This is a genomic window from Superficieibacter sp. BNK-5, assembly GCF_047456055.1.
Lineage (GTDB): Bacteria > Pseudomonadota > Gammaproteobacteria > Enterobacterales > Enterobacteriaceae > Superficieibacter.
On sequence record NZ_CP179893.1, the window covers coordinates 4,406,578 to 4,432,410 of the forward strand.

21 protein-coding genes and 1 riboswitch are annotated in these 25,833 nt (G+C 55.0%); of the genes, 8 read left to right on the top strand and 13 right to left on the bottom strand.

Features of this window, described 5'->3' with window-relative positions; genetic code table 11:
• Positions 1-30 precede the first annotated feature (30 nt).
• A complete protein-coding gene (yegS, locus tag ACMGGS_RS21165; protein WP_194206428.1) occupies positions 31-930 on the top strand; it encodes a lipid kinase YegS in 900 nt (299 codons plus the stop codon).
• A 299-nt stretch (positions 931-1,229) separates the two neighbouring features.
• On the opposite strand, the gene ACMGGS_RS21170 is transcribed toward yegS, so the two are convergent.
• The 4 genes from ACMGGS_RS21170 to dalD form a co-directional block, all read right to left on the bottom strand.
• Positions 1,230-1,901, bottom strand: a complete 672-nt coding sequence (locus tag ACMGGS_RS21170; RefSeq protein ID WP_414166331.1) for an HAD family hydrolase — start codon at positions 1,899-1,901, stop codon at positions 1,230-1,232.
• A 56-nt stretch (positions 1,902-1,957) separates the two neighbouring features.
• Positions 1,958-3,238, bottom strand: a complete 1,281-nt coding sequence (locus ACMGGS_RS21175; protein ID WP_414164253.1) for an MFS transporter — start codon at positions 3,236-3,238, stop codon at positions 1,958-1,960.
• Between the two features lie 65 nt (positions 3,239-3,303).
• The gene (gene xylB / locus ACMGGS_RS21180) at positions 3,304-4,767 is read right to left on the bottom strand and encodes a xylulokinase (protein WP_414164254.1); all 1,464 of its coding nucleotides are present in this window, start codon (positions 4,765-4,767) and stop codon (positions 3,304-3,306) included.
• Positions 4,768-4,776: 9 nt separating this feature from the next.
• Positions 4,777-6,144 (bottom strand): D-arabinitol 4-dehydrogenase, encoded by a 1,368-nt coding sequence (gene dalD, locus ACMGGS_RS21185; RefSeq protein ID WP_176919104.1) that lies wholly within the window; start codon positions 6,142-6,144, stop codon positions 4,777-4,779.
• Between the two features lie 212 nt (positions 6,145-6,356).
• On the opposite strand from dalD, the gene ACMGGS_RS21190 reads away from it, so the two are divergent.
• Positions 6,357-7,298, top strand: a complete 942-nt coding sequence (locus ACMGGS_RS21190; RefSeq protein WP_414166332.1) for a sugar-binding transcriptional regulator — start codon at positions 6,357-6,359, stop codon at positions 7,296-7,298.
• A 9-nt stretch (positions 7,299-7,307) separates the two neighbouring features.
• Here ACMGGS_RS21190 and ACMGGS_RS21195 read toward each other — a convergent pair whose 3' ends face one another.
• Positions 7,308-8,321: a LacI family DNA-binding transcriptional regulator gene (locus ACMGGS_RS21195; RefSeq protein WP_414164255.1), complete on the bottom strand. Its 1,014-nt coding sequence runs from the start codon at positions 8,319-8,321 to the stop codon at positions 7,308-7,310.
• Positions 8,322-8,558: 237 nt separating this feature from the next.
• On the opposite strand from ACMGGS_RS21195, the gene ACMGGS_RS21200 reads away from it, so the two are divergent.
• Both ACMGGS_RS21200 and ACMGGS_RS21205 read left to right on the top strand, forming a co-directional pair.
• Positions 8,559-9,308 carry an SDR family NAD(P)-dependent oxidoreductase gene (locus ACMGGS_RS21200; protein WP_176919102.1) on the top strand — a complete coding sequence of 250 codons (750 nt, stop codon included), beginning with the start codon at positions 8,559-8,561 and terminating at the stop codon, positions 9,306-9,308.
• A 19-nt stretch (positions 9,309-9,327) separates the two neighbouring features.
• Entirely contained in the window at positions 9,328-10,938 is a 1,611-nt protein-coding gene (locus ACMGGS_RS21205; protein WP_414164256.1) for an FGGY-family carbohydrate kinase, read from the top strand.
• Between the two features lie 202 nt (positions 10,939-11,140).
• Here the strand turns inward: ACMGGS_RS21205 and fbaB are convergent, their stop codons facing one another.
• On the bottom strand, positions 11,141-12,193 hold the full coding sequence (fbaB, locus tag ACMGGS_RS21210) for a class I fructose-bisphosphate aldolase (protein WP_414164257.1): 1,053 nt from the start codon (positions 12,191-12,193) through the stop codon (positions 11,141-11,143).
• Positions 12,194-12,446: 253 nt separating this feature from the next.
• On the opposite strand from fbaB, the gene ACMGGS_RS21215 reads away from it, so the two are divergent.
• The 3 genes from ACMGGS_RS21215 to ACMGGS_RS21225 are packed head-to-tail and all read left to right on the top strand — an operon-like array spanning position 12,447 to position 15,693.
• A complete protein-coding gene (locus ACMGGS_RS21215) occupies positions 12,447-13,730 on the top strand; it encodes a nucleoside permease (RefSeq protein ID WP_414164258.1) in 1,284 nt (427 codons plus the stop codon).
• Positions 13,727-14,731 carry an ADP-ribosylglycohydrolase family protein gene (locus ACMGGS_RS21220; RefSeq protein ID WP_414164259.1) on the top strand — a complete coding sequence of 335 codons (1,005 nt, stop codon included), beginning with the start codon at positions 13,727-13,729 and terminating at the stop codon, positions 14,729-14,731. Before ACMGGS_RS21215 ends, ACMGGS_RS21220 begins: the two co-directional genes overlap by 4 nt.
• Positions 14,728-15,693, top strand: a complete 966-nt coding sequence (locus tag ACMGGS_RS21225) for a PfkB family carbohydrate kinase (RefSeq protein WP_414164260.1) — start codon at positions 14,728-14,730, stop codon at positions 15,691-15,693. The genes ACMGGS_RS21220 and ACMGGS_RS21225 overlap by 4 nt, the downstream gene beginning before the upstream one ends.
• On the opposite strand, the gene ACMGGS_RS21230 is transcribed toward ACMGGS_RS21225, so the two are convergent.
• From ACMGGS_RS21230 to ACMGGS_RS21245, 4 genes are all read right to left on the bottom strand, one after another.
• Positions 15,667-16,413: a GntR family transcriptional regulator gene (locus ACMGGS_RS21230; RefSeq protein ID WP_414164261.1), complete on the bottom strand. Its 747-nt coding sequence runs from the start codon at positions 16,411-16,413 to the stop codon at positions 15,667-15,669. The two genes, ACMGGS_RS21225 and ACMGGS_RS21230, sit on opposite strands and share 27 nt — an antisense overlap.
• Positions 16,414-16,455: 42 nt before the next feature.
• Positions 16,456-17,256 (bottom strand): bifunctional hydroxymethylpyrimidine kinase/phosphomethylpyrimidine kinase, encoded by an 801-nt coding sequence (gene thiD / locus ACMGGS_RS21235; protein WP_414164262.1) that lies wholly within the window; start codon positions 17,254-17,256, stop codon positions 16,456-16,458.
• Complete coding sequence (gene thiM / locus ACMGGS_RS21240) at positions 17,253-18,041, bottom strand: hydroxyethylthiazole kinase (RefSeq protein ID WP_414164263.1); 789 nt, start codon at positions 18,039-18,041, stop codon at positions 17,253-17,255. The genes thiD and thiM overlap by 4 nt, the downstream gene beginning before the upstream one ends.
• A 36-nt stretch (positions 18,042-18,077) precedes the next feature.
• A riboswitch (TPP riboswitch) is annotated at positions 18,078-18,174 on the bottom strand.
• A gap of 149 nt (positions 18,175-18,323) precedes the next feature.
• The gene (locus ACMGGS_RS21245) at positions 18,324-18,656 is read right to left on the bottom strand and encodes a hypothetical protein (RefSeq protein WP_414164264.1); all 333 of its coding nucleotides are present in this window, start codon (positions 18,654-18,656) and stop codon (positions 18,324-18,326) included.
• Between the two features lie 399 nt (positions 18,657-19,055).
• Between ACMGGS_RS21245 and ACMGGS_RS21250 the strand changes: the two genes are divergently transcribed.
• Positions 19,056-21,479, top strand: a complete 2,424-nt coding sequence (locus ACMGGS_RS21250; protein WP_414164265.1) for a DUF3772 domain-containing protein — start codon at positions 19,056-19,058, stop codon at positions 21,477-21,479.
• 95 nt (positions 21,480-21,574) lie between these two features.
• Here the strand turns inward: ACMGGS_RS21250 and ACMGGS_RS21255 are convergent, their stop codons facing one another.
• The 3 genes from ACMGGS_RS21255 to ACMGGS_RS21265 are packed head-to-tail and all read right to left on the bottom strand — an operon-like array spanning position 21,575 to position 25,797.
• The gene (locus ACMGGS_RS21255) at positions 21,575-22,594 is read right to left on the bottom strand and encodes a fimbrial protein (protein ID WP_414164266.1); all 1,020 of its coding nucleotides are present in this window, start codon (positions 22,592-22,594) and stop codon (positions 21,575-21,577) included.
• Positions 22,595-22,611: 17 nt separating this feature from the next.
• Entirely contained in the window at positions 22,612-25,101 is a 2,490-nt protein-coding gene (locus ACMGGS_RS21260; RefSeq protein WP_414164267.1) for a fimbrial biogenesis outer membrane usher protein, read from the bottom strand.
• Positions 25,102-25,113: 12 nt separating this feature from the next.
• Positions 25,114-25,797 carry a fimbria/pilus periplasmic chaperone gene (locus ACMGGS_RS21265; RefSeq protein WP_414164268.1) on the bottom strand — a complete coding sequence of 228 codons (684 nt, stop codon included), beginning with the start codon at positions 25,795-25,797 and terminating at the stop codon, positions 25,114-25,116.
• Positions 25,798-25,833: the final 36 nt, after the last annotated feature.

Below are 25,833 nucleotides of genomic sequence, written 5' to 3' on the forward strand. Positions count from 1 at the left end.
GTCAGCGTGTTGCGACAAGAGGCAAAAAGGATGACAAATTTTCCCGCCAGTTTACTCATTCTGAATGGTAAAAACGCTGGCGACGAACTGTTACGCGAAGCGGTTTATATGCTGCGCAATGAAGGCGTGACGATCCACGTTCGCGTCACCTGGGAAAAAGGCGATGCGGAGCGATATGTCGAGGAAGCCTGGCGTCTGGGGGTGGAAACCGTTATTGCTGGCGGCGGAGATGGCACGATTAATGAGGTTTCTACGGCGCTGATTCAGCTTGCTGGTGAAAACGTTCCGGCAATGGGCATTCTGCCGCTGGGGACCGCGAATGATTTTGCCACCAGCGCAGGCGTACCGGATACGCTGGATAAAGCGTTAAAGCTGGCCATTGCCGGTAATGCCGTGGCGGTGGATATCGCCAGAGTGAACCATAAAACCTGTTTTATTAATATGGCGACCGGCGGCTTTGGTCCCCGGATCACCAGCGAAACGCCGGAAAAGCTGAAAGCCGCGTTAGGCGGCGTATCGTATCTTATTCACGGTCTGATGCGTATGGATACCTTAACGCCGGATCGCTGTGACATCCGCGGGGAGAATTTTCACTGGCACGGCGACGCGCTGGTCATTGGCATCGGCAATGGTCGGCAGGCAGGCGGCGGGCAGCAGCTTTGTCCGGATGCGCTGATTAATGACGGTTTGCTGCATCTGCGCGTGTTCACCGGCGACGGCCTGCTCCCGGCAATTTTTACCACCCTCACCCAGCCACAAGACAGCCCAAATATTATCGACGGGGCATCGTCATGGTTTGAAGTCAGCGCCCCGCATGAAATCACCTTTAACCTCGACGGCGAGCCGCTGCGCGGGGAGTCCTTCCGTATTGAGATCCTGCCCAACGCACTGCGTTGTCGTCTGCCACCCGATTGCCCGCTGCTACGCTAACGGTTGCACCGTTTTGCCCGGTGGCGCCGCGCTTACCGGGCCTACAGTGATGATCAGTGGTGCTCGTTTTGCCCGGTGGCGCTGCGCTTACCGGGCCTACGATATGGAGTCTGACGGTACAGCCTGATGTAGGCCGGGTAAGGCGAAGCCGCCACCCGGCATTGCAGCGCTACCATGGCAGGCTACGCTCGTGTCACGCCAGAACATTCATCCCACCTGCATCGGGGGAAGTAAGCGCTGAGACCTCCAAAATGAGACCGTTTACATCCAGGAAATGTGTCTCAACGCTTACTTATTCGTTACATGCTCTCGCAGGACACGACTTTCTGCGAAGAAAGCGCCGCCACCAGTTCACTGAGCGTGCGGCAATTTCCGGCGGCATGACTGAACTTTTCATGATGGCACTGTGGCGTGACGACCCATGTGTGCATTCCGGCGCGTTGTGCAGCGAGGAAGCCATTGCCGCTGTCTTCGATCACCAGGCATTGCGCAGGCGTCAGGGCTAATTTCTTTGCCGTTGCCAGATAGACCGCTGGATCGGGTTTACCGCGTTCGACGTCAGCCGCGCTGCTGATCACATCGAAATATTTCCACAAACCGAGCTTATCAAAGACAACCTGAATCACCCGATGGCTGGACGAGGTAGCCAGCGCGATTTTGTAGCCTTCGCGACGGAAATAGTGAAGCGCATCATACAGCCCTTCCATCGCCTCACCGGAATGCTCGATCAGGCTGACCACCCGCGTCAAAATATCGGCCTCGAGCAAAGAGGGATTAATATCGAGATTAAATTTTTCCTGCCAGATACAGGCAATTTCATCTGAACGTCTGCCGGTAGTTAACTGCTCACACTGTTCATTGGTGATGGCAATACCAAACTCAGCCAGCGACGTAATTTGAGCGCTCTGCCATAGTGCCTCGGAGTCAATAATCACTCCATCCATATCAAAAACTGCGGCTTTAGCGTTCATCATAGCAACATCCATAATACGCTGGCACAACGTCCGGTCGTGCCAGCTTCGTTAAATCAGGAAACCTTCAGTGCACCATCTTCGGCATAACGCGTTTTACGTTCAAAACCCGGTTGTTCAACATCAATGAAATGGCAAATCACAAAGGCAATCAGATACAGCGCGGTATAGGCAATGACCACGCCAAGCGTATCGAACCACGGCAGCAGCACGACCGCGATAGCTGGCGCAAGGAAGTTAGACAGGCCAGCAGAGAGGTTATAAACCGAAATCGCTGCCCCGGTGTGATGGGGTTCCAGCGCCGGGAATACGGCGGCCATCGGCACGAATGCGGCGACGAAAATACCCAGAGAAATAGCCGGAATCAACGCCATGGCAAAGTTATGGCCCGCCCACAGCGGGATGTAGTAAAACGCCAGGCTGGACAACGCCATGCCGATGCAGCCAAACCAGCGCACCACTTTCATCCAGCCCATTTTTTCTGACACAATGCCCCAGAAAATATTGGAGAAGATGGTGGTAAAAAAGAACACCGCCCACACCTGCAACCATTCTGAGGTAGTGAAACCGAGCTTATCGACAAACATCATCGGCATAATGACCGCGAAGCCGAACAGCGACAGCGTGTTGATAATGCGGACAATACTGGAGCAGAGAATGTTTTTGTTGGTGTACAGCAGCGTAACCGCACGGCTCAGCTCGCTGAATTTTTCACGCGTAGTGAGGTTATGCATCCGGGTTGGGGTATTGACGTTACGCAGAGACACCATCGCAATTAACCCACCAGCAACGCAGAAGGCCAGCGCGGTCCACAGTGTGCCCAGTTCGCCCATCAGCGGAATGGTGAAGCTGGGAATATAGCTCCCCGCTACGCCGATACCGATAGAGTAAACCGCCCAGTACCAGCCCAGCGCAGAACTGGAACTGTCACTTTTCACGTTGTGAATAATAATCACGATAAAAGAATAGAGGAACAGCGGATAAGCAAAGCCACGGATGCCATAAAACAGCAGGATCAGCGCGTAGTTAGCGTGACCCAGGCCAAACACCAGGAACAGGACGTGGAACACGGCCCACATCACAAAACCGATAAACATGGTTTTTTGCGGGGTAATAATTTCGGCGACCACGCCGGAAATCCACGCGGAGAGCGCCGCCGCCAGGCCATAGAGCGTAAAGGCAAACGAGGCTTCCGCCGGGGTAAAGCCCAGACCGGTGATGTAGTGAGAGAGGAAGGCCAGTTCAAATCCGTCGCCGGTCATAAACACCGCGATTGCGATATAGCCCCATAACAGATTTAGCGGCAATCCCAGCCACTGTTTATTGGTATTCGTCATAAGTGCCTCATTTGTAGGGTATAAGGTTCTGGCACCCACGCTTACACGGGGTGCCTTTTTAAAAATTATTTATTCCGTAACCTGAGATCGTTCTGGTAGAGCGCGTTAAACGCCTGATAGCGCTGTTGCAGAATGTCCTGACGTGCAGGCGTTGCCTGATAGATTTTATATATTTCCGGTTTTTTGCAGACCGCTTCCACAGGCTGTCCGGTCGCCAGACAAGCCAGACGTGCAGCCCCCAGCGCCCCACCCGTTTCGCCGCCTTTATGGGTGACGATTGGCATGTTGAGAATATCGGCCAGCAGTTGCGCCCAGTAAGGACTCCGCGCCCCGCCGCCCACCAGCGAACATTGTTCGATGTGGGTACCGCTCTCCTGCAATACCCGTAAACCATCGGCAATCCCGAAGCTCACGCCTTCAATCACCGCGTAGCCCAGCAGCGCGCGGTTGGTGGAATGGGTCATGCCGTGGAACATCCCTTTCGCATCCGGATCGTTATGCGGTGTGCGTTCGCCGGACAGATATGGCAGGAACTGCGGTGCGCTGGCTCGTTGCTCATCACTAAGCTGAGCGACTTCCTCCAGCAGTTCCGCCTCGGTGATCCCCACCAGGCGGCAGAACCATTGCAGACAGCTGGCCGCGCTTAACATCACGCTCATTTGGTGCCAGCGATTCGGCAGAACGTGGCAGAAGGCGTGAACAGCCGACTGCGGTGCGGGGCGATAAGCCTCGTTTACCACAAACATCACGCCGGAGGTGCCAAGAGAAATAAAGGCATCGCCAGGGGCAACCGCGCCGACGCCAATCGCGCTGACCGCGTTATCGCCACCGCCGCCCGCCACCACCACGGAAGGGTTTAAGCCCCAGCTTTCGGCAACGTGCGGGTCCAGCGTGGCGGAAGCGTCACAGCCTTCTACCAGGCTCGGCATGTTGCAACGCGCCAGTCCGCATTTTTCCAGCAGATAATCTGACCAGTCGCGGCGGGCGACATCCAGCCACAGCGTCCCTGCCGCGTCCGACATATCGGCAATTTTTTTGCCGGTCATTTTGAAGCGCAGGTAATCTTTCGGCAGCAGGACGGTTTGCAGTCGCTGGAAGTTTTCCGGCTCGTGCTTGCGTACCCACAGCAGTTTTGGTGCGGTAAAGCCCGGCATGGCGAGATTACCGGCAATGGCGTGCAGCTCGGACGCGCTTTCTTCCAGCTCGACGCACTCCGCCGCGCTGCGGGTGTCATTCCACAGGATCGCCGGACGGATGACGGCGTTGTCGCCGTCAAGCAGTACCGCGCCGTGCATTTGCCCGGAAAGGCCAATCGCTTTAATCGCGTTCCAGTGCGGCGCGCACTTCTCGCGCAGCGTGGCAATGACGTAGTTGGTCGCGTCCCACCACGCCTGCGGATCCTGTTCCGACCAGTGCGGGTGGGGCCGCTGAATGGTCAGCGGCGCGCTATGGGTGGCGACGATGTCATGATTCTCGTCAATCACCAGCCCTTTGACTTCGGAGGTGCCCAGATCGATGCCTAAGTACATAGCGACCTCTCAATGGATCAGGGAGTAGACGGCGTTGATTTTTTCACGCAGCAGCGCGGCAAAATCGGCGTTATTAGCCAGGTCGCCAAACAGCGCGCGATCTTTGGCGTAGACGCCGATCGGGTCAGCGGCGTTAAACATCGCGTGAACGGCCTGCGCATCCAGAATGCCGTCCTGATATTCATACGGCAGTTGGCCTTTATGCCACTGCTCCATGTAGACGAAGAACAATGCTGGCAGCATGGCGGTGGCCGCCGGACGCACGCCGCGCTGATAGCATTCCTGTAGCGTCGGGGCGATCATCGCCGGGATTTTAGAGAAGCCGTCAGCCGCAACGCGCTGGTTGGTATCCTGAATATGCGGGTTAGTGAAGCGCTGCAATACCACATCGCGATATTTCGGCAAATCAATACCGTTATCGCCAAGGCAAGGGATCACATCTTCAGTCACATAACGATCGGCAATCGCGTAGATGGCGTCGGTTAGCGTGCTTTCATGAATGTACTGCTGGCCCATCAGCGTACCGGCCCACGCGATGCAGCTATGGGAAGAGTTCAGGATACGAATTTTGGCTTCTTCGTAAGGAATAACGGAATCCACCAGCTCTGCGCCCACTTTCTCAAAGGCCGGGCGTTCGGCTTTAAAATTATCTTCGATGACCCACTGGATAAAGGTTTCGCCCATCACCGGCGCTTTATCGTCAATACCGGTTTGCGCTTTGATACGTGCTGGCAGGTCTGCCGCCGGACGCGGGGTGATGCGGTCTACCATGGTATTCGGGCAGGTGGCGTTGTTATGCAGCCACTCAATCACCGCCGTTTTGCCGGTCAGGGTGAGGAATTCAACCAGGCCGTCGTGGAAACGCTCGCCGTTGTGACGCACGTTATCGCAGTTCAGCAGGGTCAGCGGACCTGCATTATCGGCGATACGTTTTTCGAGGATTTTCGTGATAGTGCCGTAAATAGTTTTGTTGCCGCCGTTCAGGTCGCTAACGATATCCGGGTTATTCACCTCCAGTTTATGACTGGTATTCAGGTAATAACCGCTTTCCGTCACGGTAAAGGCGATGACTTTGGTCGCCGCGTTAGCACCTTCGTTAATCAGCGGTTGCAGGTTTTCCTGCCACGGCAGCAACTTCTGAATAGAGGTAATTTCTTCGTACTTACGCTCGCCTTCCGGGCTGACGGTTTCCAGAACATAGCGCCCGTTTTGCGCGGTTAATGCCGACACGACATGTTCAGCATCATTACGAATATTGCCGGCGGCGATATGCCAGGTTTTGTCGCCGGACTCAATGAGCTTGTGCATATACCAGGCTTGATGTGCACGATGAAAAGAACCCAGACCGATGTGTAACCATGTGTATTGATTGTTCATTGCTTTGCTCTCCATTGAGTTTATGCAGCTGAATGTACATGAGCAAAAGATTGAAAATAGAGCCGTAGATCACAAAAGAGCAAATGACCGTCAAAATTACTTTTGACCAATCACCAACAAAACATTGCCTGTATTGTGCGCAAACGCCACAATGCGAAACAGAGTTTCATCCGAAAATGTTGCTACATTGTTAAGGTAAGGACCTGAAAATCATAATGAAAGAAGATGACATCCGATTTGACCAAAAAGTCAGAGCCGCATGGATGTATTATGTTGCGGGTCAAAACCAGAGTGAGATTGCGGCGCTGCTCGGCACGTCGCGGCCAGTGGTGCAGCGTCTGATTGCCGCCGCCAAAGAAGAAGGTATTGTTTCGATCGGGCTTCATCATCCGGTGGCCGCCTGCCTCAACTACGCCTTGCTCTTAAAAGAGAAATATAAACTTCACGACTGTAATATCGTGCCCACGTTTGCCAGCGAATCCACGCTGGATAGCGTTTCTTACGGCTGCTATCAGTTGATGTCACAATATCTGAAAGACACCAGCGCCAAAGTCATCGGTATCGGCTCAGGTTTGACGCTAAAGAAAACCATTAAACGCATTGATTTCGAAAGTAAAAATAGCAAATGCGTGGCGCTGATTAGCGCGATGGATGAAAACGGTCAGTGTAATTACTACGACGACGTGCCGTTGCTGCTGGCGCGGAAGATCCAGGCGAACTATTTTCAGTGGCCCGCGCCGCGCTATGCGAAATCCATTCCGGAGCACAAAATGTGGTCCTCGAACCGCCTGTTTGAAAACGTCACGTCGGTGGCCGATCATGCAGATGTCATTTTTGTCGGTATCGGTGCGCTGGGCACACAAAGTCCGATTTTTAAGGATGGCTTTATTAATCTTGAGCAACTGGACGATCTGCGCCAGCGCGGAGCTATCGGCGAGATCCTTGGGCGCTTTATTGATGCGGAAGGTCAGGTGGCGGAGTCTGAAAGTAACCAGCTGATTACCAGTTATGACATCCGCCGTAACAGCCATCCGCGCATTGCGGTCGCCTGTGGTGAGGATAAGCGTCCGGTGATTCTGGCTGCGTTAAAAGGCGGCTGGATCAACGGCCTGGTGACGGATGAAGGCACTGCCCGCTGGCTGTTGACCCACTAAGGCTGGCATTCAGGAAACGAAAATCGGCGGGATCTCCCGCTGCTGTTTCTGCACGTCTCCCGCATCGATGATCTCAAACACCGCTTCCAGCATGGCGGGCACATCCTGTCTGACCATTTCGATGTCGTGCCCCAGCAGGGTGACGAACGGGTCCCAGTCAAAACAGCCCATCGGCGGCTGCTCGTGACCGCGATATCCCGCCTGCGTCAGCCAGCTTACGACGCCTTCCAGCGAAATAGTGGAGTTAACAAACAGACCGCCGGTGTGTTTCTCTCCCGCGCTGAAAAACGTGCGTAGCGCCAGCTCTGCTTTATGCGGGGCATAGCCGCAGGCCAGCATATTCTCTTCCGGCAAGGCGAGCCCCACATCCTGATGGGCGTCGCGAAAGCCGCGCAAACGCTCGCGGGTGTTGTGATCGGAGCCGCGCCCCCCCACGAACACCAGCGGCCGTTTTTCGCCGTAGCGTTTTTCACTGTTCACCAGGATGCGCCGGGTCAGTTCCTTCGCGCCCGCGTAGTTATCCGAAATCACCGAGGGGGCAAGCGTTCCCGGCAGATCGAGATTCAGCGTCGGCACGCCGGACGGCGCGCACAGTTCGGTGATTTTATCTGGATCGGTCGCCCCGGTGGCAATCAGCCAGTCCACCTGCCAGGAGAGCATCGTGCGCGCCGCTTCCAGCTCCAGCACCGGTTCACGGCGCGTACAGGTAATAATCGGAAACAGGCCGCGCTCACGCGCCATCGCCTCAAAGGTTTCGACAATCGAGCCAAAGTAGCGGTTATCGTACTTCGGCACGATCATGCCGATAATCTTCGACCGGTTGCTGCGTAGCAGGCTGGCCTGTCGATTGACCGCGTAGCCCTGCTCCTGCGCGATACGTGTGACCTTTTCCGCCAGCTTTGCGCTGATGCGCCGTTTTTTCCAGTTGCCATTAAGGATCGCACTCACCGCGCTGGCGGAAACGCCCGACAGTTCGGCCAGATCGTAGATAGTCGTTTTCCTGCTTTTTCCGATCCCGGTCACAAATATTTCTCTCCGTTTATCGCGAAACTTGCGCTTGTTTTTTGAAAGGTGCTAAATCAGCTTCATCGATTGAGCAGATTGCGCAAATCGTTGGGATTATGCAGGCAGAGGCGAAGAAAAACCAGCCTTACCCTGCTTAAAAAGCTATATTTTTCAGTTAAATGAAAGATAAAAACCCCTCACGACTGTACCCTACGTGCGGCCGAAATTTTCATCAGATTTATGAAGGATTATAAAATGAATTCGTCTGTAGTTTCTATGAATAGTCCACTGGCGGGTAAAGTCGCCGCCGTTACAGGTGCTGCTTCCGGTATTGGTCTGGAGTGTGCAAAAACGCTGCATCGTGCAGGGGCAAAAGTGGTTCTGGTTGACCGCGATGGTGAAAAGCTGAAGAAGCTGGTTGCGGAAATTGGCGAGAATGCGTTTGCCTTACAGGTCGATCTGCTCAAACCCGCTGAAGTTTCCGGCATGCTGGACGGCATTCTTAAGCTGGCGGGCGGGCTGGACATTTTCCACGCTAACGCCGGGGCTTACATTGGCGGGCCGGTGGCCGAAGGCGATCCTGACGTCTGGGATCGAGTGCTGAACCTTAACATTAACGCCGCTTTCCGCTGCGTTCACGCCGTGCTGCCGCATATGATTGCCCAGAAGTCCGGCGACATTCTGTTTACCAGTTCCATTGCAGGCGTGGTGCCGGTGATCTGGGAGCCTATCTACACCGCGTCGAAATTTGCGGTACAGGCATTTGTTCACACCACTCGCCGCCAGGTCGCACAGCACGGCGTGCGCGTCGGCGCGGTCTTACCGGGGCCGGTAGTGACTGCCCTGCTGGACGACTGGCCGAAAGCCAAAATGGATGAAGCGCTGGCAAACGGTAGCCTGATGCAGCCGATTGAAGTGGCGGAAGCCATTCTGTTTATGGTGACACGCTCGAAGAACGTCACCGTCAGGGATCTGGTGATCCTACCTAACAGCGTCGACCTCTGATGGCATACCGGGAGCCTGTATGAATCACGATAGCAGAACCATTATTGGCGTTGACGTCGGTTCGGGAAGCGTGCGCGCGGGGATTTTCGATCTCAACGGCACCCTGCTCGCACACGCCACCCGCCCTATCACCCTGTGGCGCGAAACGGGACACATCGTCGAGCAGTCCAGCCGCGAAATCTGGCAGGCGGTCTGCCAGTGCATTAAAGAATCCGTCGCCCGTTCCGGCGTTGCGCCGGCAAGCGTAGCGGGTATTGGTTTCGACGCCACCTGTTCACTGGTGGTACTTGACGGTGAAGGCAAGCCGTTGCCAGTAGGGCCGTCTGACGATCCGGACCGCAACGTGATTGTGTGGATGGATCATCGCGCCACGGAGCAAGCGGAGCGTATTAACCAGACCGGGCACCCGGTGTTGCAGTACGTTGGCGGTAAGATCTCCCCCGAGATGGAAACACCAAAGCTACTGTGGCTGAAAGAACATCGTCGCAAAATCTACGATCGCGCCGGACAATTTTTTGATCTGGCAGATTTCCTGACATGGCGCGCCACCGGCGATGCGGGACGTTCAACCTGTACCGTCACCTGTAAATGGACCTATCTGGCGCATGAAAAACGCTGGGATCCGGATTATTTTCGCACTATCGGCTTAGGCGATCTGGCGGATGAGGACTTTGTACGCATTGGTCAGCGTATTGTGGAGCCGGGTACGCCGTGCGGTCACGGTCTGACGCTGGAAGCGGCGGACGAAATGGGTTTGCAGGTCGGCACGCCAGTCGCTATTGGTATGATCGATGCCCATGCGGGCGGGATTGGTACTGCTGGCGTCGATCGCGGCGCGCTACATAATATGGCCTGGGTGTTCGGCACCTCAGCCTGCACCATGATGTCGACGGAAAAACCGGTATTTGTTCCCGGCGTCTGGGGTCCCTATTACTCGGCAATGGTGCCGGGTCTGTGGCTGAATGAAGGTGGCCAGAGCGCGGCGGGCGCGGCGATTGATCAACTGGTCGCCTTCCACCCTGCGGCGACGGAAGCCCGCGAGCTGGCTAAAGCCGCGGGCGTGCCGCTGCCGGTTTTCCTCGCCGACCGGGCGCTGAAAAGCGTCAGTTCGCCTTCAGCAGCGGTGACGCTGGCCCAGGGGCTGCATGTTGTCCCTGAGTTTTTAGGCAACCGGGCACCGTTTGCCGATCCGCATGCGCGGGCGGCCATTGCCGGATTAGGCATGGAGCGCGATCTTGATAATCTGGTCGCACTGTACGTCGCGGGACTGTGCGGGATCGGCTACGGCTTACGCCAGATCCTCGAAACGCAGCGTGAGAACGGGATCAAGACCGAGAAAATCGCCATTAGCGGCGGCGCCGGGCAACATCCGCTGGTGCGTCAACTACTGGCTGATGCCTGCGGCCTGCCGATCTTAACCACCGTGTCCAGCGAGCCAGTGCTGTTGGGGTCAGCGATCCTCGGGGCCGTGGCAGGCAAAATGTCGCCGTCGGTACGCGATGCGATGGCGCGCTTCACGGTGCTCGACAAGCAGTACGATCCCGATGCCGGACAGGATGCCGTCCACCAGCAGCGTTATGAAGCCTATAAGCTGCTGCAGCAAACTGCACGCAAGCTGCGGGAGTTTTAAGCGGTGAAGAGTGCCCGGCGGCGCATGCGTTTGCCGGGTAATAAGATACATAACTCAGGCTTTGTACGTGATAATGCCGGGTGGCGGCTGCGCCTTACCCGGCCTACCTCTTATCCAGCCTGGTATCCCTCCGTAGGCCCGGTAAGCGCAGCGCCACCGGGCAGGAAGTCAAAAGCGGTCAGGGTCAGTTATGACCATATCATCAGGCGATACTGACCTTGCTGTCCAGATACACATCCTGCACCGCATTAATCAACTTCACCCCGTCCGCCATTGATTTCTTAAACGCTTTACGCCCAAGGATCAGCCCCATTCCCCCGGCGCGCTTATTAATCACCGCGGTACGCACGGCGTCAGTCAGGTCGGTTTCACCGCCATCAGCGCCTCCGGAGTTGATCAACCCGGCGCGGCCCATATAGCAGTTCGCCAGCTGGTAGCGCACCAGATCGATGGGATTATCGCTGGTCAACTTGCTGTAAACGCGATCGTCGGTATAGCCGAACTTCACTGCTTTATAGCCGCCATTATTCTCGGCCATTTTCTGCTTAACAATATCCGCGCCAATGGTCGCCGCCAGATGGTTGGCCTGCCCGGTCAGATCGGCGGAAACGTGATAATCCACACCGTCTTTCTTAAAGGCAGAGTTACGCAGATAGGCCCACAGCACCGTCACCAGCCCCAGCTCATGCGCGCGTTCAAAGGCGGCGGAGATCTCTTCTATCTGCCGGCGCGACTGCTCAGAGCCAAAATAGATCGTCACCCCTACTGCCACAGCCCCCATATTGAACGCCTGCTCAACGCTGGCATACAGCGTCTGATCGTATTCAGTCGGATAGCTAAGCGTTTCGTTATGATTCAGTTTTACCAGAAAAGGGATGCGGTGCGCGTAGCGACGCGACACTGAGGCCAGTACGCCATAGGTCGAAGCCACACAGTTACAGCCTGCCTCCAGCGCCAGCTCAACGATGTTCTTTGGATCGAAATACAGCGGATTCGCCGCAAAAGAGGCACCGGCGGAGTGCTCCACGCCCTGATCGACCGGTAAAATAGAGAGATACCCGGTCCCTGCCAGACGTCCGGTATTATAGAGCGTCTGCATATTTCGCAGCACCGCTGGCGGACGGTTATTATCCACCATGACGCGATCAACATAATCGTGTCCCGGTAGATGAAGTTGGTCGGATGGAATGGTCATACAACGATGCTGTAACAGGCTGTCGGCGTCTTTGCCAAGCAACTGCGCAATATCAGTCATAGCTATGCTCCCGTTTGTTCCGACATCGCGTCGGATGTTGATTTTTCCTGCCCCGCTTTATGCGGGCAGCAATAAGTCTGGTACCGGGTTGACTATTTTTCCATCTTTAAGGCCATTTTTGCCCGTATCATCTGGCACATCTTAAAGAGAGTAAAAGTGTTAAGTCGGTCAAACTTTCATCTTAAAGGTATTTAAAAGGTATTATTGAATGGTATCTTCATTATGTACCTTACCTGTCATGAAGGATTTAAAGATGAAAACTACAGTTAAGCTGTCGTTCATGATGTTCATTGAGTGGTTTATCTGGGGCGCATGGTTTGTTCCTCTGTGGCTGTGGCTGAGCAAAAGCGGCTTCAGCGCCGGGGAGATTGGCTGGTCCTACGCCTGCACCGCTATCGCCGCTATCCTGTCGCCAATCCTGGTCGGTTCGCTTACCGATCGTTTCTTCCCGGCACAAAAAGTGCTGGCGGTGCTCATGTTTGCCGGAGCGGTGCTGATTTACTTTGCCGCGCAGCAAACCACCTTCGCCGGTTTCTTCCCGCTGCTGCTGGCCTACTCGCTGACCTATATGCCGACCATTGCGCTAACTAACAGCATTGCCTTTGCTAACGTGGCGGACGTTGAGGGCGATTTCCCGCGCATCCGGGTGATGGGCACTATCGGCTGGATCGCCTCCGGTCTGGTATGTGGATTCCTGCCGCAGATGATGGGTTACAGCGATATTTCACCGACCAATATTCCGCTGTTGATCACCGCCGCCAGTTCAGCACTGCTGGGCGTTTTTGCGTTTTTCCTGCCGAATACACCGCCGAAAAGTACCGGAAAACTCAGCCTGCGGGTGATGCTGGGGCTGGACGCGCTGATCCTGCTGCGCGACAGAAACTTCCTCGTATTCTTTGTCTGCTCGTTCCTGTTCGCTATGCCGCTGGCCTTTTATTATATCTTTGCCAACGGCTACCTTACCGAAGTCGGCATGAAGAATGCGACCGGCTGGATGACGCTCGGCCAGTTTTCTGAAATCTTCTTTATGCTGGCGCTGCCGTTCTTTACCAAACGCTTTGGTATTAAAAAGGTATTATTACTTGGTCTGGTAACCGCGGCGATCCGCTACGGGTTCTTTGTCTATGGCGGCGCCGATCAGTATTTCACTTACGGGCTACTGTTCCTCGGCATCCTGCTGCACGGCGTGAGCTACGATTTTTATTACGTCACCGCCTATATCTATGTCGATAAAAAAGCGCCGGTATGTATGCGTACTGCCGCGCAGGGGTTGATCACGCTGTGCTGTCAGGGCTTTGGCAGCCTGCTGGGCTACCGTCTTGGCGGCGTGATGATGGAAAAAATGTTTGCTTATCCGCAGCCGGTGAATGGCCTGACCTTTAACTGGGCCGGCATGTGGGCGTTTGGAGGCATTATGATCGCCATCATCGCCGTGCTTTTTATGTGGTTGTTCCGCGAATCGGATAAAGAAATCACCGCCATAAAGGTGAACACCGATGAGCGAGATATTGCGCTTACACAAGGGGAATCTAAATGAAATCTGAACGTATTCTCGGTGCTCTTTACGGGCAGGCGTTGGGGGATGCGATGGGCATGCCATCAGAGCTGTGGCCCCGCTCGCGAGTAAAAGCTCACTTTGGCTGGATCGACCGCTTTTTACCCGGTCCGGCGGAGAACAATGCCGCCTGTTATTTTAACCAGGCAGAATTCACCGACGATACGTCAATGGCGCTCTGTCTTGCGGATGCGCTTCTGGAGCGTAACGGTCAGATTGATCCGGACCTGATTGGCCGGAATATCCTCGACTGGGCGCTGCGTTTTGATGCCTTTAATAAAAACGTTCTCGGCCCGACCTCGAAGATTGCCTTAAATGCCATTCGCGACGGCAAGCCGGTGGCGGAACTGGAAAATAACGGCGTCACCAACGGGGCCGCGATGCGCGTTTCGCCGCTGGGCTGCCTGCTTCCGGCACGCGATCTGGATACCTTTATTGACGCGGTGGCGCTGGCCTCCAGCCCGACGCATAAATCGGATCTGGCGATTGCCGGGGCCGTGGTTGTGGCATGGGCGATTTCCCGGGCCATTGACGGCGACGCGTGGCACAGCATTGCCGATTCCCTTCCCGCAATTGCCCGCCACGCGCAGGAAAAGCGCATCACCACCTTTAGCGCTTCGCTGTCCGCGCGTCTGGAACTGGCGCTGAAAATCGTCCGCGAGGCTGATGGTCCTGAATCCGCCAGCGAAGCGCTGTATCAGCAGGTCGGTGCGGGCACCAGCACGCTTGAATCCGTTTCCTGCGCCATTGCGATGGTCGAGCTTGCGCAGACCGATCCTAATCGCTGTGCCATTCTCTGTGCCAATCTCGGCGGCGACACCGACACGATTGGCGCGATGGCCACCGCGATTTGCGGGGCGCTACACGGCGTGCAGGCGATTGATCCGGCGCTGAAACAGGCGCTGGACGCGGTGAATCAACTCGATTTCGGGCGCTATGCCGACGCGCTAACGCGCTACCGTCAGCAGCGGGAGGAAGCATGAATGCCGGGTGGCTGCGGGAAAAACTGCCGACGCTGAACGCGCGTCGTCCGGTTACGGTGGTCGGCGCAGCGGTAATTGACGTGATCGCCGACGCTTACGCCCTGCCCTGGCGCGGCTGTGATATCGAACTGAAACAGCAAAGCGTCAACATCGGCGGCTGTGCGCTAAATATTGCCGTGGCGCTGAAACGTCTTGGCGTTGCGGCCAACAACGCGCTGCCGCTCGGCCAGGGCGTCTGGGCGGAGATTGTGCGCAACAATCTGGCGAAGGAAGGACTGACGAGCCTGATCGACAATGCCAGCGGCGATAACGGCTGGTGTCTGGCGCTGGTCGAGCCGGACGGCGAACGCACCTTTATGTCGTTCAGCGGCGTGGAAAACGCGTGGAACGCCGGGTGGCTGGAAAAACTTCACGTTGAACCCGGCAGCCTGGTGTCGCTTTCCGGCTACCAGCTGGCCTCCTCCTGCGGTGAGCTGCTGGTAAGCTGGCTGGAGGGATTGCAGGAGGTAACACCGTTTATCGACTTTGGTCCGCGCATTGCCGATATTCCCGCCCCGCTGATGGCGCGGATCATGGCCTGCAAGCCGTTGGTCTCGGTGAATCGTCAGGAGGCGGAAATCGCGGCAGACGCCTTTAACTTCCGCCGCGAGACGGCGGCGTTTGGCGCAGCCTGGCTGGAGAAATTTAACGCGCCGCTGATTGTGCGTCACGATAAAGAAGGGGCCTGGTATTTCAGTCACGAAGGTCAGGGAAACGTCGCCGCGTTTCCGACAGTGGTCGTCGATACCATCGGCGCGGGCGACAGCCATGCGGGCGGAACGCTGGCCGGACTGGCCTGCGGCTGGTCGCTGGCGGATGCCGTCATGCTCGGCAACGCGGTGGCGGCGTGGGTCGTCGGACACCGGGGCGGCGACTGCGCGCCCACGCGTGAGGAATTACTCCTCGCAGACAAAAACGTATAGATCGCTGCGGCAGTAGCTGATGCTGTACTCAATGGGCCGTTGTTGTTGATCGAGCGCCACTTGCTTTATCACCAGCACCGGCACTTTGCTTTCCATCTGGATGTGCGACTGAAATTCCGCGTCCGGCATCCGGGCACTGACCCGCGAGCGGGTGCGCTGCGGGAAAATGTGCTGGCTGCGAAAGTAGTCATACAGCGACACGCCGATGGCATCAACATCGTGGATCAGTTGTGCGGGCACCCAGGATTCTTCGATAGAGACCGCCTCTTCATCAACATAGCGAATACGCTTCAGCAAAAAAACGTCGCTTTGCGCGGCAATCGCCAGTTGTTGCGCGACCTCTTCCGGACATTTGACGATCCGCTTGTTCACCCACAGCGTATCCGGCTTCTTACCGCGCAACACCACCTGCTGAGAGAAGCCCCGCGCCTCTTTCAGTGAATACTCAAAGATATTATTGATTTGCGTCCCGTAGCCACGGGCGCGTGTTACCACGCCCTCTTCTTCCAGCGTCTGCATCGCTTTGCGCACGGTAATCCGCGACACCCCAGTGAGCTGACTGAGATCCCGTTCGCCGGGCAAAATATTACCGTGTTCAAGCACGCCGCTGCGTACCGCGTTTTTGACTGTTTCAGCGAACTTCAGGTACAGCGGGGTATGATCTGCGGCGGCGATGCGCTCATTAAGCTGGGCAATAAGCCGGGTATGCGCTTGTTCCATTTATCTTTTCCAGGCTTCGGGTCTGGTGAAAGTATACTCCTTTTACCACCACGCGTGAAAATGATGTACCGGACCAATACCCTTCCCCACCTCCAGCGAGTCGGCCTGCGCCAGGGCGGCGGAGAGCCATTCCTTAGCGTACTTCACCGTATCCGCCCAGTTGCTGTGACGCGGGCGCAGCGCGGCCAGCGCCGCCGAGAGCGTGCACCCTGTTCCGTGGGTGTTTTTGGTCACGATGCGTGGCGCATTGAAGCGCTGCTCGCCGTCGCGGGTAAACAGCCAGTCCGGACTGTCGGCATCGTCCAGATGACCGCCCTTCATCAGCACCGCGCCGCAGCCCGTAGCCAGCAACGCACGCCCCTGCTCCAGCATTTCACGTTCATTGCGGGCGTGGGGTGCATCAAGCAGCGCGGCGGCTTCCGGCAGGTTCGGGGTAATAATAGAGACGTGGGGCAGTAAGCGCCTGCGCAGGGTGTCAACAGCGGCGGTAGACAATAGCGGATCGCCGCTTTTCGCCAGCATCACCGTGTCCAGCACCACGCTCTGCACCTGATAACGTTGCAGACGCTCAGCCACCGCCTCAACGATATCCGTCTCGGCCAGCATGCCGATTTTGGTGGTATCAATGCGGACATCGCTGAAAACCGAATCAAGCTGTGCGGCAACAAACTCCGGCTCAATACGATAAACCGACTGCACGCCGCAGGTATTTTGCGCGACCAGCGCGGTGATCACCGAGCAACCATATGCGCCAAGGGCGGAGAAGGTTTTCAGATCTGCCTGAATGCCTGCGCCGCCGCTCGGATCGGTGCCGGCGATGGTGAGTGCGTTAATCCGTTTCATGCCTGCACCTCCGCGTCCAGCGTCCACAGGGCGTCGAGAAAGGCAGGGATAAAGCTGCCGGGTCCGGCGCTTTGCTGTGCGGCGGTCATCCCGGCCTGCTTAATGAGAGCGCAGGCAGAAGCCACGTTTTCCAGCCTGTCGCCGGGCAAAGCGCAACTGGCGGCCACCACGGCTGAAAGTGCGCAGCCGGTGCCCACCACGCGCGTCATGAGCGCATCGCCTCCGGCGATGGCCAGCGTGCGGCTGCCGTCGGTGACATAATCCACTTCCCCGGTGACCGCCACAATGGTCGAGGCCTCTCTGGCAAGCGTGTGCGCGGCAGGCAACGCGGCGGCGGCAGTGTCGGTGGTGTCCACGCCGCGTCCGCCTGCGCTCATGCCCGCCAGCGCGAGGATCTCCGAGGCATTACCGCGTATTGCGGCAGGCCGCAGCGCTAAAAGTTCCTGGCAAAAGCGGCTACGTAATGTGAGTCCGCCCACGGCAACCGGGTCGAGCGTCCAGGGTTTTTGCGCCGCACTGGCGCTGAGGACCGCCAGTCGCATCGCCTGCGCACGCTCTTCGGTCAGCGTGCCGACGTTAATTAACAGCGCGTCAGCGATGGCCGCAAACTGCGCGGCTTCCTGCGCGTCAATGACCATCGCTGGCGATGCACCGAGCGCCAGCAGGACATTAGCGGTAAAAGTTTGAACAACGTCATTGGTCATACAATGAACCAGCGGAGAACGGGTTCGAAAGTGGTGTAACGCGTGGGCGGTAGCCGTGCGGCTGTGCAGGTCAGGTTGCATAATTATGCTCCTGCCAGACGGTGAAGAAGGGACTTCTTTACAGGAGTCAGACTTCCCTACGCTGGCATTATCCAGATCAGGTGGTACGGGTATTTCTCAGCCTTCACCAGGAAGGGCACCCCGAGTCATGAAAATTCAAAACGTGCGATTAATGATGGTCACTAATCCCAGACCGGGATAGTAATGCCAGCGGAAAGGCTTGTAAACGGCAAATGCGGTGCGCCTGCTCTCTTTTGTGTCCGGCTACATGAGACGCTGGCAGCCGCTGCCAGCGTCCGGGATTTACTGATATTTAAGGCGATTGGACTGCTGAACATAATCTTCAATCGCAATAGCGGCTCCGAGTCTTTCATACAGCATAAGAATACTTATCATCACTTCACCGCCATACGATAATAAATCATCCGGCGCGGTATGGTTTTCTTCATCCGCTAAAAATTGCAGTTGCTCAATAATGTCATGGTATTCTCCGTAAACGCCAATGGATACATTATTTGCAGGAATATATTCCTGACAATAACGCAACGCATCCGCTGCCTTTTCCGGAATTGAACGCCGGTGTATAAAGATAACCATTAGCTCGCGGAGCTTAACCATCATCAAAATATTATTCATATCTCCTCCTCCCAATACTAACCTCAGTAATAGTTATTGGGTGATAATTACGATTTAAAATGTAAAAAATGGGTTGCAATAAAATTCTCATATCTTAAATCGGAACTCAATGTTAATAATATGTTTCATTGATTAATATCAATATCGCAACCTTGTTATATATTTAAATAATAATTAACATCTAAATCATTCATGCCACGCCTGCATTTATTATTATTACTTTGCCTGCGGGAAGCACGGATACGCCAGAATGATTAAAAAACAAGCGGATTGGGCGGGCGGTTTCTCTGGCGATGATGCAGAAGTCGGACAAACGGTACTATTCATATCGCGAATAACAGGTATTCTACACGAGGCGCTCAAGCCCTGTTACTTTCGATTTCGTGGAACGATCCTTCTATGCAAAAACTATTTCGCGTGCCGCTGCTGTTGGCGCTGTTGTCCTGTCTGATGATGCCGTGTTTCTCCTGGGCCGATGAGGCGACGGGTCAAAACGACGTTGAGCAGCCGCAGCCGGTGAAAGTTAACGCCAGTACGGCGCTGCCCGCGCTGCAAAAACGGCTGGATTCGCTTAAGCAGCGGGTGGCAACGGCAAAAGCGGATAAGCAGTTCACCGCGCTGAATGACGATGCGCAAAAACTGGCCGCAGATGCAGAGAAACTGGCCGTCGCGCTGGCGCCTCAACTGGCGCAGATCCAGGGACAGTTAGACGTGTTAGGTCCGGCACCCGCTCCCGGCACGCTGACTGAAACGCAGCAGGTAATTAGCCAGCGTAATAAACTGAATAACAACAAAACGCAGCTCACCACTCAGATTGAGCAAACCAAAGCGATTGGTGTGGGCGCGCAAAATCTTTCGACGCAAATTTCCGGGATGCGGCGCGATGCGCTGAAAACGCAGATAGCCCTCAACACCGGCAGTATTCTTGGCGCAAAATTCTGGACGCCGCTCACCAGCCCGAGTGAAAAGGACGCTGCGCGGTTCGATGAGTTCGGTGCGCAGGTGGATAGCGCATGGAGTCAGGCATGGGATGATGAATGGCGCATCGGCAGCGGCTTTTTACTGCTGCTGGCGCTGGCGATTGGTCTGGCTGGCCGCCGCGTGCTGGACAGGCCGATTAACTGGATCCTGCCGCGCTGGCTGCCACAGGGGCGTTTTCGCCGCAGTTTCCTCGCCTTATTTACGACCTTAAGTACCACGCTGACCCTTGGGATCAGCATGCAGTTGCTGTGTTATATCTTCACCCGCCTGCCGGATACCACGCAGCCGGTGAATGAGTTTGCCGAGCTGATGATTGGCCTTACCTATTTTTCGGCAGTGATCGCCGGACTGGGGATCGCGCTGCTGTCAAATCGTCACCCCTCCTGGCGTCTGCCGGGCATTGCCGATCCGCTTGCCAAAACGCTGGCCTCGTTCCCCGTTCTGCTGGCAACCTTTATCTTCATTTTTGGCATTGTCGAACAGCTCAACGGTCTGATCGGTGCCAGCATTGATGCTACGCTGTTTGGCAATGGTCTGTCGGCGCTGCTGGTGGCGATTAACTGCCTCGTAGCCCCGATACGGGTTAACCGGATGCGGCGGACGATGCGTGCCGAAGGAGAACAAACCGAAGCGCGCTCCACCCTGGCGGGGCTGATTCACCTGCTGATAAGCCTTACCGCCTTTGTGATCCTGCTGGCGCTGCTGATCGGCTATATTCCGCTGGCGCGTTTTGTCACCTTCGAACTGCTGTGGATTGGTCTGGTGGTCAGCTCGCTGTATCTGCTGATTCATTTTGTGGTGGATCTGTGCGAAAGCGTGTTTTCCCCCTCAACGCACAGCGGCAAAATCCTTAAAAGCACGCTTAGCCTGAACGATCGCCATCTCTCTCTGGCCTCCACCCTGTTCTCGGCCCTCGGCAAAAGCAGCCTGTTGCTGATGGCTGCCGTCGCCCTGCTCAACGGCACGTTTGGCACGACCACACCGCTGGAGCTGCTGACTAAAATTGCCGATATCTGGGGCGGCAAAGGGCTTGAGGGGATGAATATTATCCCGGCCCATGCGGTTAACGCCGTGCTGTGCCTGGTGATTGGCTGGTACGTGCTGCGCTCATCGCGCCGCTGGCTGGATAATGATTTCCTGCCTAAAACCATGATGGACCGTGGTATGCGCGCGTCGCTGGTGACGCTGTTTACCAACGTAGGTTACGTGCTGATTATTATGCTGACGCTCTCGATGCTCGGCATTGAGTGGAATAAGCTGGCGTGGATTGTCAGCGCCCTGTCGGTGGGGATCGGTTTTGGTCTCCAGGAAATTGTGAAGAACTTTATTTCCGGGCTGATCCTGTTAACGGAGCGCCCGGTTAAAGTGGGCGATCTGGTCAGTATCAGCGGGGTGGAAGGCGATATCCGGCGGATAAACGTGCGCGCCACGGAAATCCAGCTCGGCGATAAGTCCACGGTGATTGTGCCGAACTCCCAGCTCATCTCCCAGAACGTGCGTAACGCCACGATGGGGAACGCGCAGGGCGTCGCCACCATCACCCTCACCTTCCCGCTGGATATCGATCCGGAGAAGGTGCGTAATTTACTGCTGGAAGCCTACAACTTGCATGAGTCAGTGCTGGAGACGCCGTCGCCATCGGTGAGCTTTAAAGAACTGGGGCCGACCGGGATCGTATTAAGCGTCACTGGTTACGTGAATAGCCCGCGTATGGTGAGCGCCACCCGCAGTGACCTGCTGTACGAGATTTTGAAAATGCTGCGTAATGAGGGGATTACCCTGAGCCAGACGCAGACCATGATCCTGGAACAGCCCGCGCCGCGGCCTGCGACGGAAGAGTAATGGCATGAGGGTGTATCATTTTGCCACGCAGGTGAAGCACTGAGGATAGCGGCAATAAAACCGGGTGGATACGGTTCACCCGGTTTTATGCTGATTTAATCATATCTCACATGAATTAATGCCGTCGCCTTCAGCCCACCGGGTTTCACTTTGTTTCGATCATAAACATAATAGCTGGCGGTCAACGGAATAGTGACCTGCGCATTGCTGATGGCACCCGCCTTATTAATACTCCACAAATTATCCGCACTGGCAGAGTTACCTTCTACCGCAGAAATATTGACGATTTTATTATTATGCTCCAGCACAAAACCCACCCCATTATTTGCATCCCCTTTTAATATTGAACTGCTTCCGCTGGCTAAATCGCTGCTGGAAAGATAAACCGCCATTTTTCGCGAGGTTTGTTTACTGGCGCCAAACAGGTTGTCGCATTGCAGTTCAATATTCCCTGTCGTGCTTCTGGCCGTGGCTTTCCCCGAGGCGGGAAGTTCTGAGAGCGCGATACCCGGCAGCGTCATGGTTAAATCCTTTGCCTTACAGGTCGTTTTCTTCGGGTTATAGTGGATGGTAAGGTTTTCTATGTAGGTATCGCCTTTAAGCGTTTTGGTTATGTAGTCAACGCAACCCGACCAACCGATGCCTTTACAAGCCGCCAATGCCAGGTTGATTAAAATATTCGAGTTACCCCCGGTATTCGCCGCCATTACGCCGGGTACGGTGACAAATGCCGCGCCAGTGCCCGACGGATCGTAAGAATCATGGGCAATTTTAACGGTATAATTAACGGCCTTTTCGGTCATCTGCGTTGTCCCCACTTTCTCAGACGCCTGGGGTACCGTGACGGTGATTTTCAGGATTTCTCCGTTGCCGAATGGACCAATTTGTTTGCTGGTCGCCAGCGACATATAGGAAATAACGTCATTATCTGAGCTGCACTTTATGCCGGAAAAGGTGGCCGGCACACTCTGCGTCTCCTGCCCGGTGACCGGGAACATTTCATTCAGGGTGATGGTACCGGTATGATCCAACGCGGCACTGGTTAGCTGACAGCTGCCCCAGGAATAGCCCATGCAGCACCACAGCCCGAGTGCCAGAATAATTTTTCTTTTCATTAGGTTATCCTCAACTCCTACTGGCAGATATACACGTGGCTTTCATCAATCTTATTGTCGAAAGTGATGGCGCATTTATTTTGCTGTGGTTGTCCTGTCGCCACGTAAATGACCGGCGGCACGTCATTGGTGCGAATAAAAAGCTGGCTTCCCTGACCCACGACGCCGATGTTGTGACCATGTTCATCTTCCACCTCGTAACCAAAAGCCAGCGGTGAACCATCCCTGCGCAGCGCTCTGATAAACCACGGCTTGCGTCGGTCGGTGGCAAATTGCACCTGCATGACCGCCCCACGGTAAGGGGCCACCACTTTGCGGTTGCCGCGTAATTCCGTCTCACTTTCGCTCTGCGAGGTATCAAGCATTAAAGGGTTTTCCCGATACGGCGTCAGGTTGTCATAAACCACCGTGCCTTTTTTATCGGTCGTGCGGTATTTTTGCCCGTTGACCCACGCCCCTTCCAGACCCGGAGCCTGCATTACCGCAAAGGTCTCCGAGAGTTGGTTAGCCAGATTCACGCCGCCAGACCAGGCCACTACGCCGCCCGAGAGACTGGCCCCGCTTTGCGTGTATTCGGACGACTGACTGTAACTACCGTTGAGCGTCGCGAAAGGTGTATTCCACGTCAGGTTAGTCCCGGCGGTGGTTTCACTGCGTTGCCGCTGATGGCTGACGTTGACGCCATAATTAAACTGATCGCGCTGTCCCAGCATTCCGGTCAGCCCGGTATTGTTCGAGGCAAAACCCTTATCATCAAACAGCGTCGAGTTTGATAAATTCACATGGCGACGTGGTGTGATAACACCGTCTCCCCAGTCGAACGGAACCGAGAAAAAGAGGTTAAACCGTTTATCTTCGCGGTGATTGTCGTCATAGGTCTGACTCGCCGAAACGGTATAGCCGACCTGCCGCCAGCGGTTAGAATAGCTCAACTGGTAATCCTTACTGCTGCCGCTACGTCCCCAGTAGTCGCGCCACAGGCTGCTGAGGGCCAGCGATCCCCAGCCCTCCGGCAATGACTGGCTCACGTTGGCGGAAAAGCTGTTTTTACGCCCGAAGTCGTTCTGGTAGTAATCGCCAATATCATAAATATCGTTCTCATCCCGCTTGTATTCACGTTTATTATTCGCCCAGACATGATCGTTAAAGGTGCGATAATTCCGTGACGAGTAGCGATACGCCGCCAGGCCAAAACGGGTGGCGGTTTGCGTCAGATATTTGTTATAGGCAATCTGATAACTTTGACCGTCAAAAACATCGCCATTATCCTGCTTACTATGGGATCGCGTAGCATCGACAGAAATAGCCCCAAGGCGGGTATTCCAGCCGGTGCCCAGGGTAAACGCGTAATAATCATCAGACAGCATCGTGCCGCCATAAAGCGTCAGCACGTTATTCACACCATACTGGTAGCTGAGCTGAGCGAAATCAGCCTGGTTACTGGCACCTTCAATCGCACTGCGACCAGCGACTACATCATATTTTGCTACACCGGGTTGCAGCATATTTGGCACCGCCGCAAACGGCACCAGATAACGGGTGACTGATCCATCGGCTTCCTTAACGGTAACATCCAGATCCGCGCCGCCGCCCGCCAGTTGCAGATCGGCGATGGAAAAAGGTCCCGGCGGCACTTCTTTCTGATAAACGATAAAATTATTCTGCTCAATGGTTACAAGCGCGTTACTGCGGGCTATCCCCTGCACCAGCGGGGTAAAATTTTGCTTTGACTCAGGCAACATTTGCATATCGCGATAGATCCGTACCCCGCGAAAACGTACCGCGTCAAACATATCCGCAGACGTATACATCTCCCCGGCGCGTAGCGTCGCCAGCATGGAGCCGATGCCACGCTCCAGATAAAGCGTGTTGCTTTTCCATTCTCCGCGACTGTCGTCGGTTTTGTTATAACTGGCGTCAGAATGAAGCTGCCAGCCCAGCAGATTTACGCCGCTGCTAAAACGGGCATAGGTACTTTTATTATTGCCCGCATGTTTATAATCACTGAAATACTGGCTGAGGTAGTACGACGTATAAAAGGCGTTAATCCCGCGATCCCAGTTTTCAGGTGATACGTAGCCCGCTTCAACCTCATTCACAAATGCCTGTGGAACCACTAAATCCAGTCGGAAGGTACCGATGTCAAAAGAATAACTTCCACCTCTTAGCACGGTTTTTAATGCCAGACAGTCGGCGGGCTTTTTTTGCGCCAGCCCCTGCGTGCTAATCCCGAGTTTGCTCAGCATGGCATAAGCAATGCAGGTATTGTCCGGCTCCTCATCGACAGCTATGTCATATTTGCCACGCCACTGCTTGTTGACATAAATGTCTAATTCATAATCGCCAGGCATAGGTTTTTTATCGTCAATGTGGAAATTTGACAGTTTCTGGTCTTTCATGCCGCCCATCATAAAATGGGTATCGAAAGTTTCTTCTGCGATTACGCTGTCCGGGTAAGTCAGCAGCAGTATTATTATCGCTGAAGCACGAGGCAGCGTCCGTGGCATATTCAGCTCCTGTTATTTTACAGTGACTTTATCGCTAATATAATTACCGAAATCATCAATAATCGTGATGTCATAATACCGGGCATGCGCATTTTTTAGCGTCACCGCCTGGCTGGATAATGGGGCCAGCATAATACTTTGGTTATTTATTTTTATGCCGCTGGCATGAACATCCGAAACGGTAATCCAGTTAGCGCTGTCATTTTTCATGGTAGCGCTATTGCCGTTTCTCGTGATGCCAATTTTACGCAGTGATTCTTTATTGACTGGCGCAATCTTAGCCGGTCGCCAGATAAACTTTAGCCGATTCTGCATGGCAAATTTAAGAACGTTTTTATCCGTATTCTCTGGATTGTTTGGCGGGATATCCAGAACGTTGAGAAAAAATAAGGTTTCCCGATCTGCCGGTAACGCATTGGTCATTTTTTTAATTTTAAGCTGCTGACCGGATGCTCCGGCGACCCGCGAAACGGGTGGCGTCAGCATAAAGGGAACCTGGATCTTTTCCGGTGGCAGTGAGGTATTCCCATCGTCAATCCACGCCTGTACCAGCGAAGTTTGTTTACCCTCGTTCATCAGCTGCACGGTAATTTCTTTTTTCTCTGCCGGATAAATAACGCGAGTGCCGTAAATCACAATGCCAGCCTGAGCGGGCAGGATCATGGCAGAGAATAATAATATCGCTAATCTTTTCATAGAATAAGGCCTTGCGCAGAGAAATAACCGGCGGCA

What these genes read in the sequence shown, in the direction of transcription:
- ACMGGS_RS21205 (WP_414164256.1), top strand. Translation starts at nt 9,328, where the DNA reads ATGAATCACGATAGCAGAACCATTATTGGCGTTGACGTCGGTTCGGGA.
- ACMGGS_RS21215 (WP_414164258.1), top strand. Translation starts at nt 12,447, where the DNA reads ATGAAAACTACAGTTAAGCTGTCGTTCATGATGTTCATTGAGTGGTTT.
- thiM (WP_414164263.1), bottom strand. Translation starts at nt 18,041, where the DNA reads ATGCAACCTGACCTGCACAGCCGCACGGCTACCGCCCACGCGTTACAC.
- ACMGGS_RS21170 (WP_414166331.1), bottom strand. Translation starts at nt 1,901, where the DNA reads ATGAACGCTAAAGCCGCAGTTTTTGATATGGATGGAGTGATTATTGAC.
- ACMGGS_RS21175 (WP_414164253.1), bottom strand. Translation starts at nt 3,238, where the DNA reads ATGACGAATACCAATAAACAGTGGCTGGGATTGCCGCTAAATCTGTTA.
- ACMGGS_RS21250 (WP_414164265.1), top strand. Translation starts at nt 19,056, where the DNA reads ATGCAAAAACTATTTCGCGTGCCGCTGCTGTTGGCGCTGTTGTCCTGT.
- dalD (WP_176919104.1), bottom strand. Translation starts at nt 6,144, where the DNA reads ATGAACAATCAATACACATGGTTACACATCGGTCTGGGTTCTTTTCAT.
- ACMGGS_RS21260 (WP_414164267.1), bottom strand. Translation starts at nt 25,101, where the DNA reads ATGCCACGGACGCTGCCTCGTGCTTCAGCGATAATAATACTGCTGCTG.
- ACMGGS_RS21220 (WP_414164259.1), top strand. Translation starts at nt 13,727, where the DNA reads ATGAAATCTGAACGTATTCTCGGTGCTCTTTACGGGCAGGCGTTGGGG.
- ACMGGS_RS21265 (WP_414164268.1), bottom strand. Translation starts at nt 25,797, where the DNA reads ATGAAAAGATTAGCGATATTATTATTCTCTGCCATGATCCTGCCCGCT.
- ACMGGS_RS21200 (WP_176919102.1), top strand. Translation starts at nt 8,559, where the DNA reads ATGAATTCGTCTGTAGTTTCTATGAATAGTCCACTGGCGGGTAAAGTC.
- ACMGGS_RS21245 (WP_414164264.1), bottom strand. Translation starts at nt 18,656, where the DNA reads ATGAATAATATTTTGATGATGGTTAAGCTCCGCGAGCTAATGGTTATC.
- xylB (WP_414164254.1), bottom strand. Translation starts at nt 4,767, where the DNA reads ATGTACTTAGGCATCGATCTGGGCACCTCCGAAGTCAAAGGGCTGGTG.
- yegS (WP_194206428.1), top strand. Translation starts at nt 31, where the DNA reads ATGACAAATTTTCCCGCCAGTTTACTCATTCTGAATGGTAAAAACGCT.
- fbaB (WP_414164257.1), bottom strand. Translation starts at nt 12,193, where the DNA reads ATGACTGATATTGCGCAGTTGCTTGGCAAAGACGCCGACAGCCTGTTA.
- thiD (WP_414164262.1), bottom strand. Translation starts at nt 17,256, where the DNA reads ATGAAACGGATTAACGCACTCACCATCGCCGGCACCGATCCGAGCGGC.
- ACMGGS_RS21230 (WP_414164261.1), bottom strand. Translation starts at nt 16,413, where the DNA reads ATGGAACAAGCGCATACCCGGCTTATTGCCCAGCTTAATGAGCGCATC.
- ACMGGS_RS21225 (WP_414164260.1), top strand. Translation starts at nt 14,728, where the DNA reads ATGAATGCCGGGTGGCTGCGGGAAAAACTGCCGACGCTGAACGCGCGT.
- ACMGGS_RS21255 (WP_414164266.1), bottom strand. Translation starts at nt 22,594, where the DNA reads ATGAAAAGAAAAATTATTCTGGCACTCGGGCTGTGGTGCTGCATGGGC.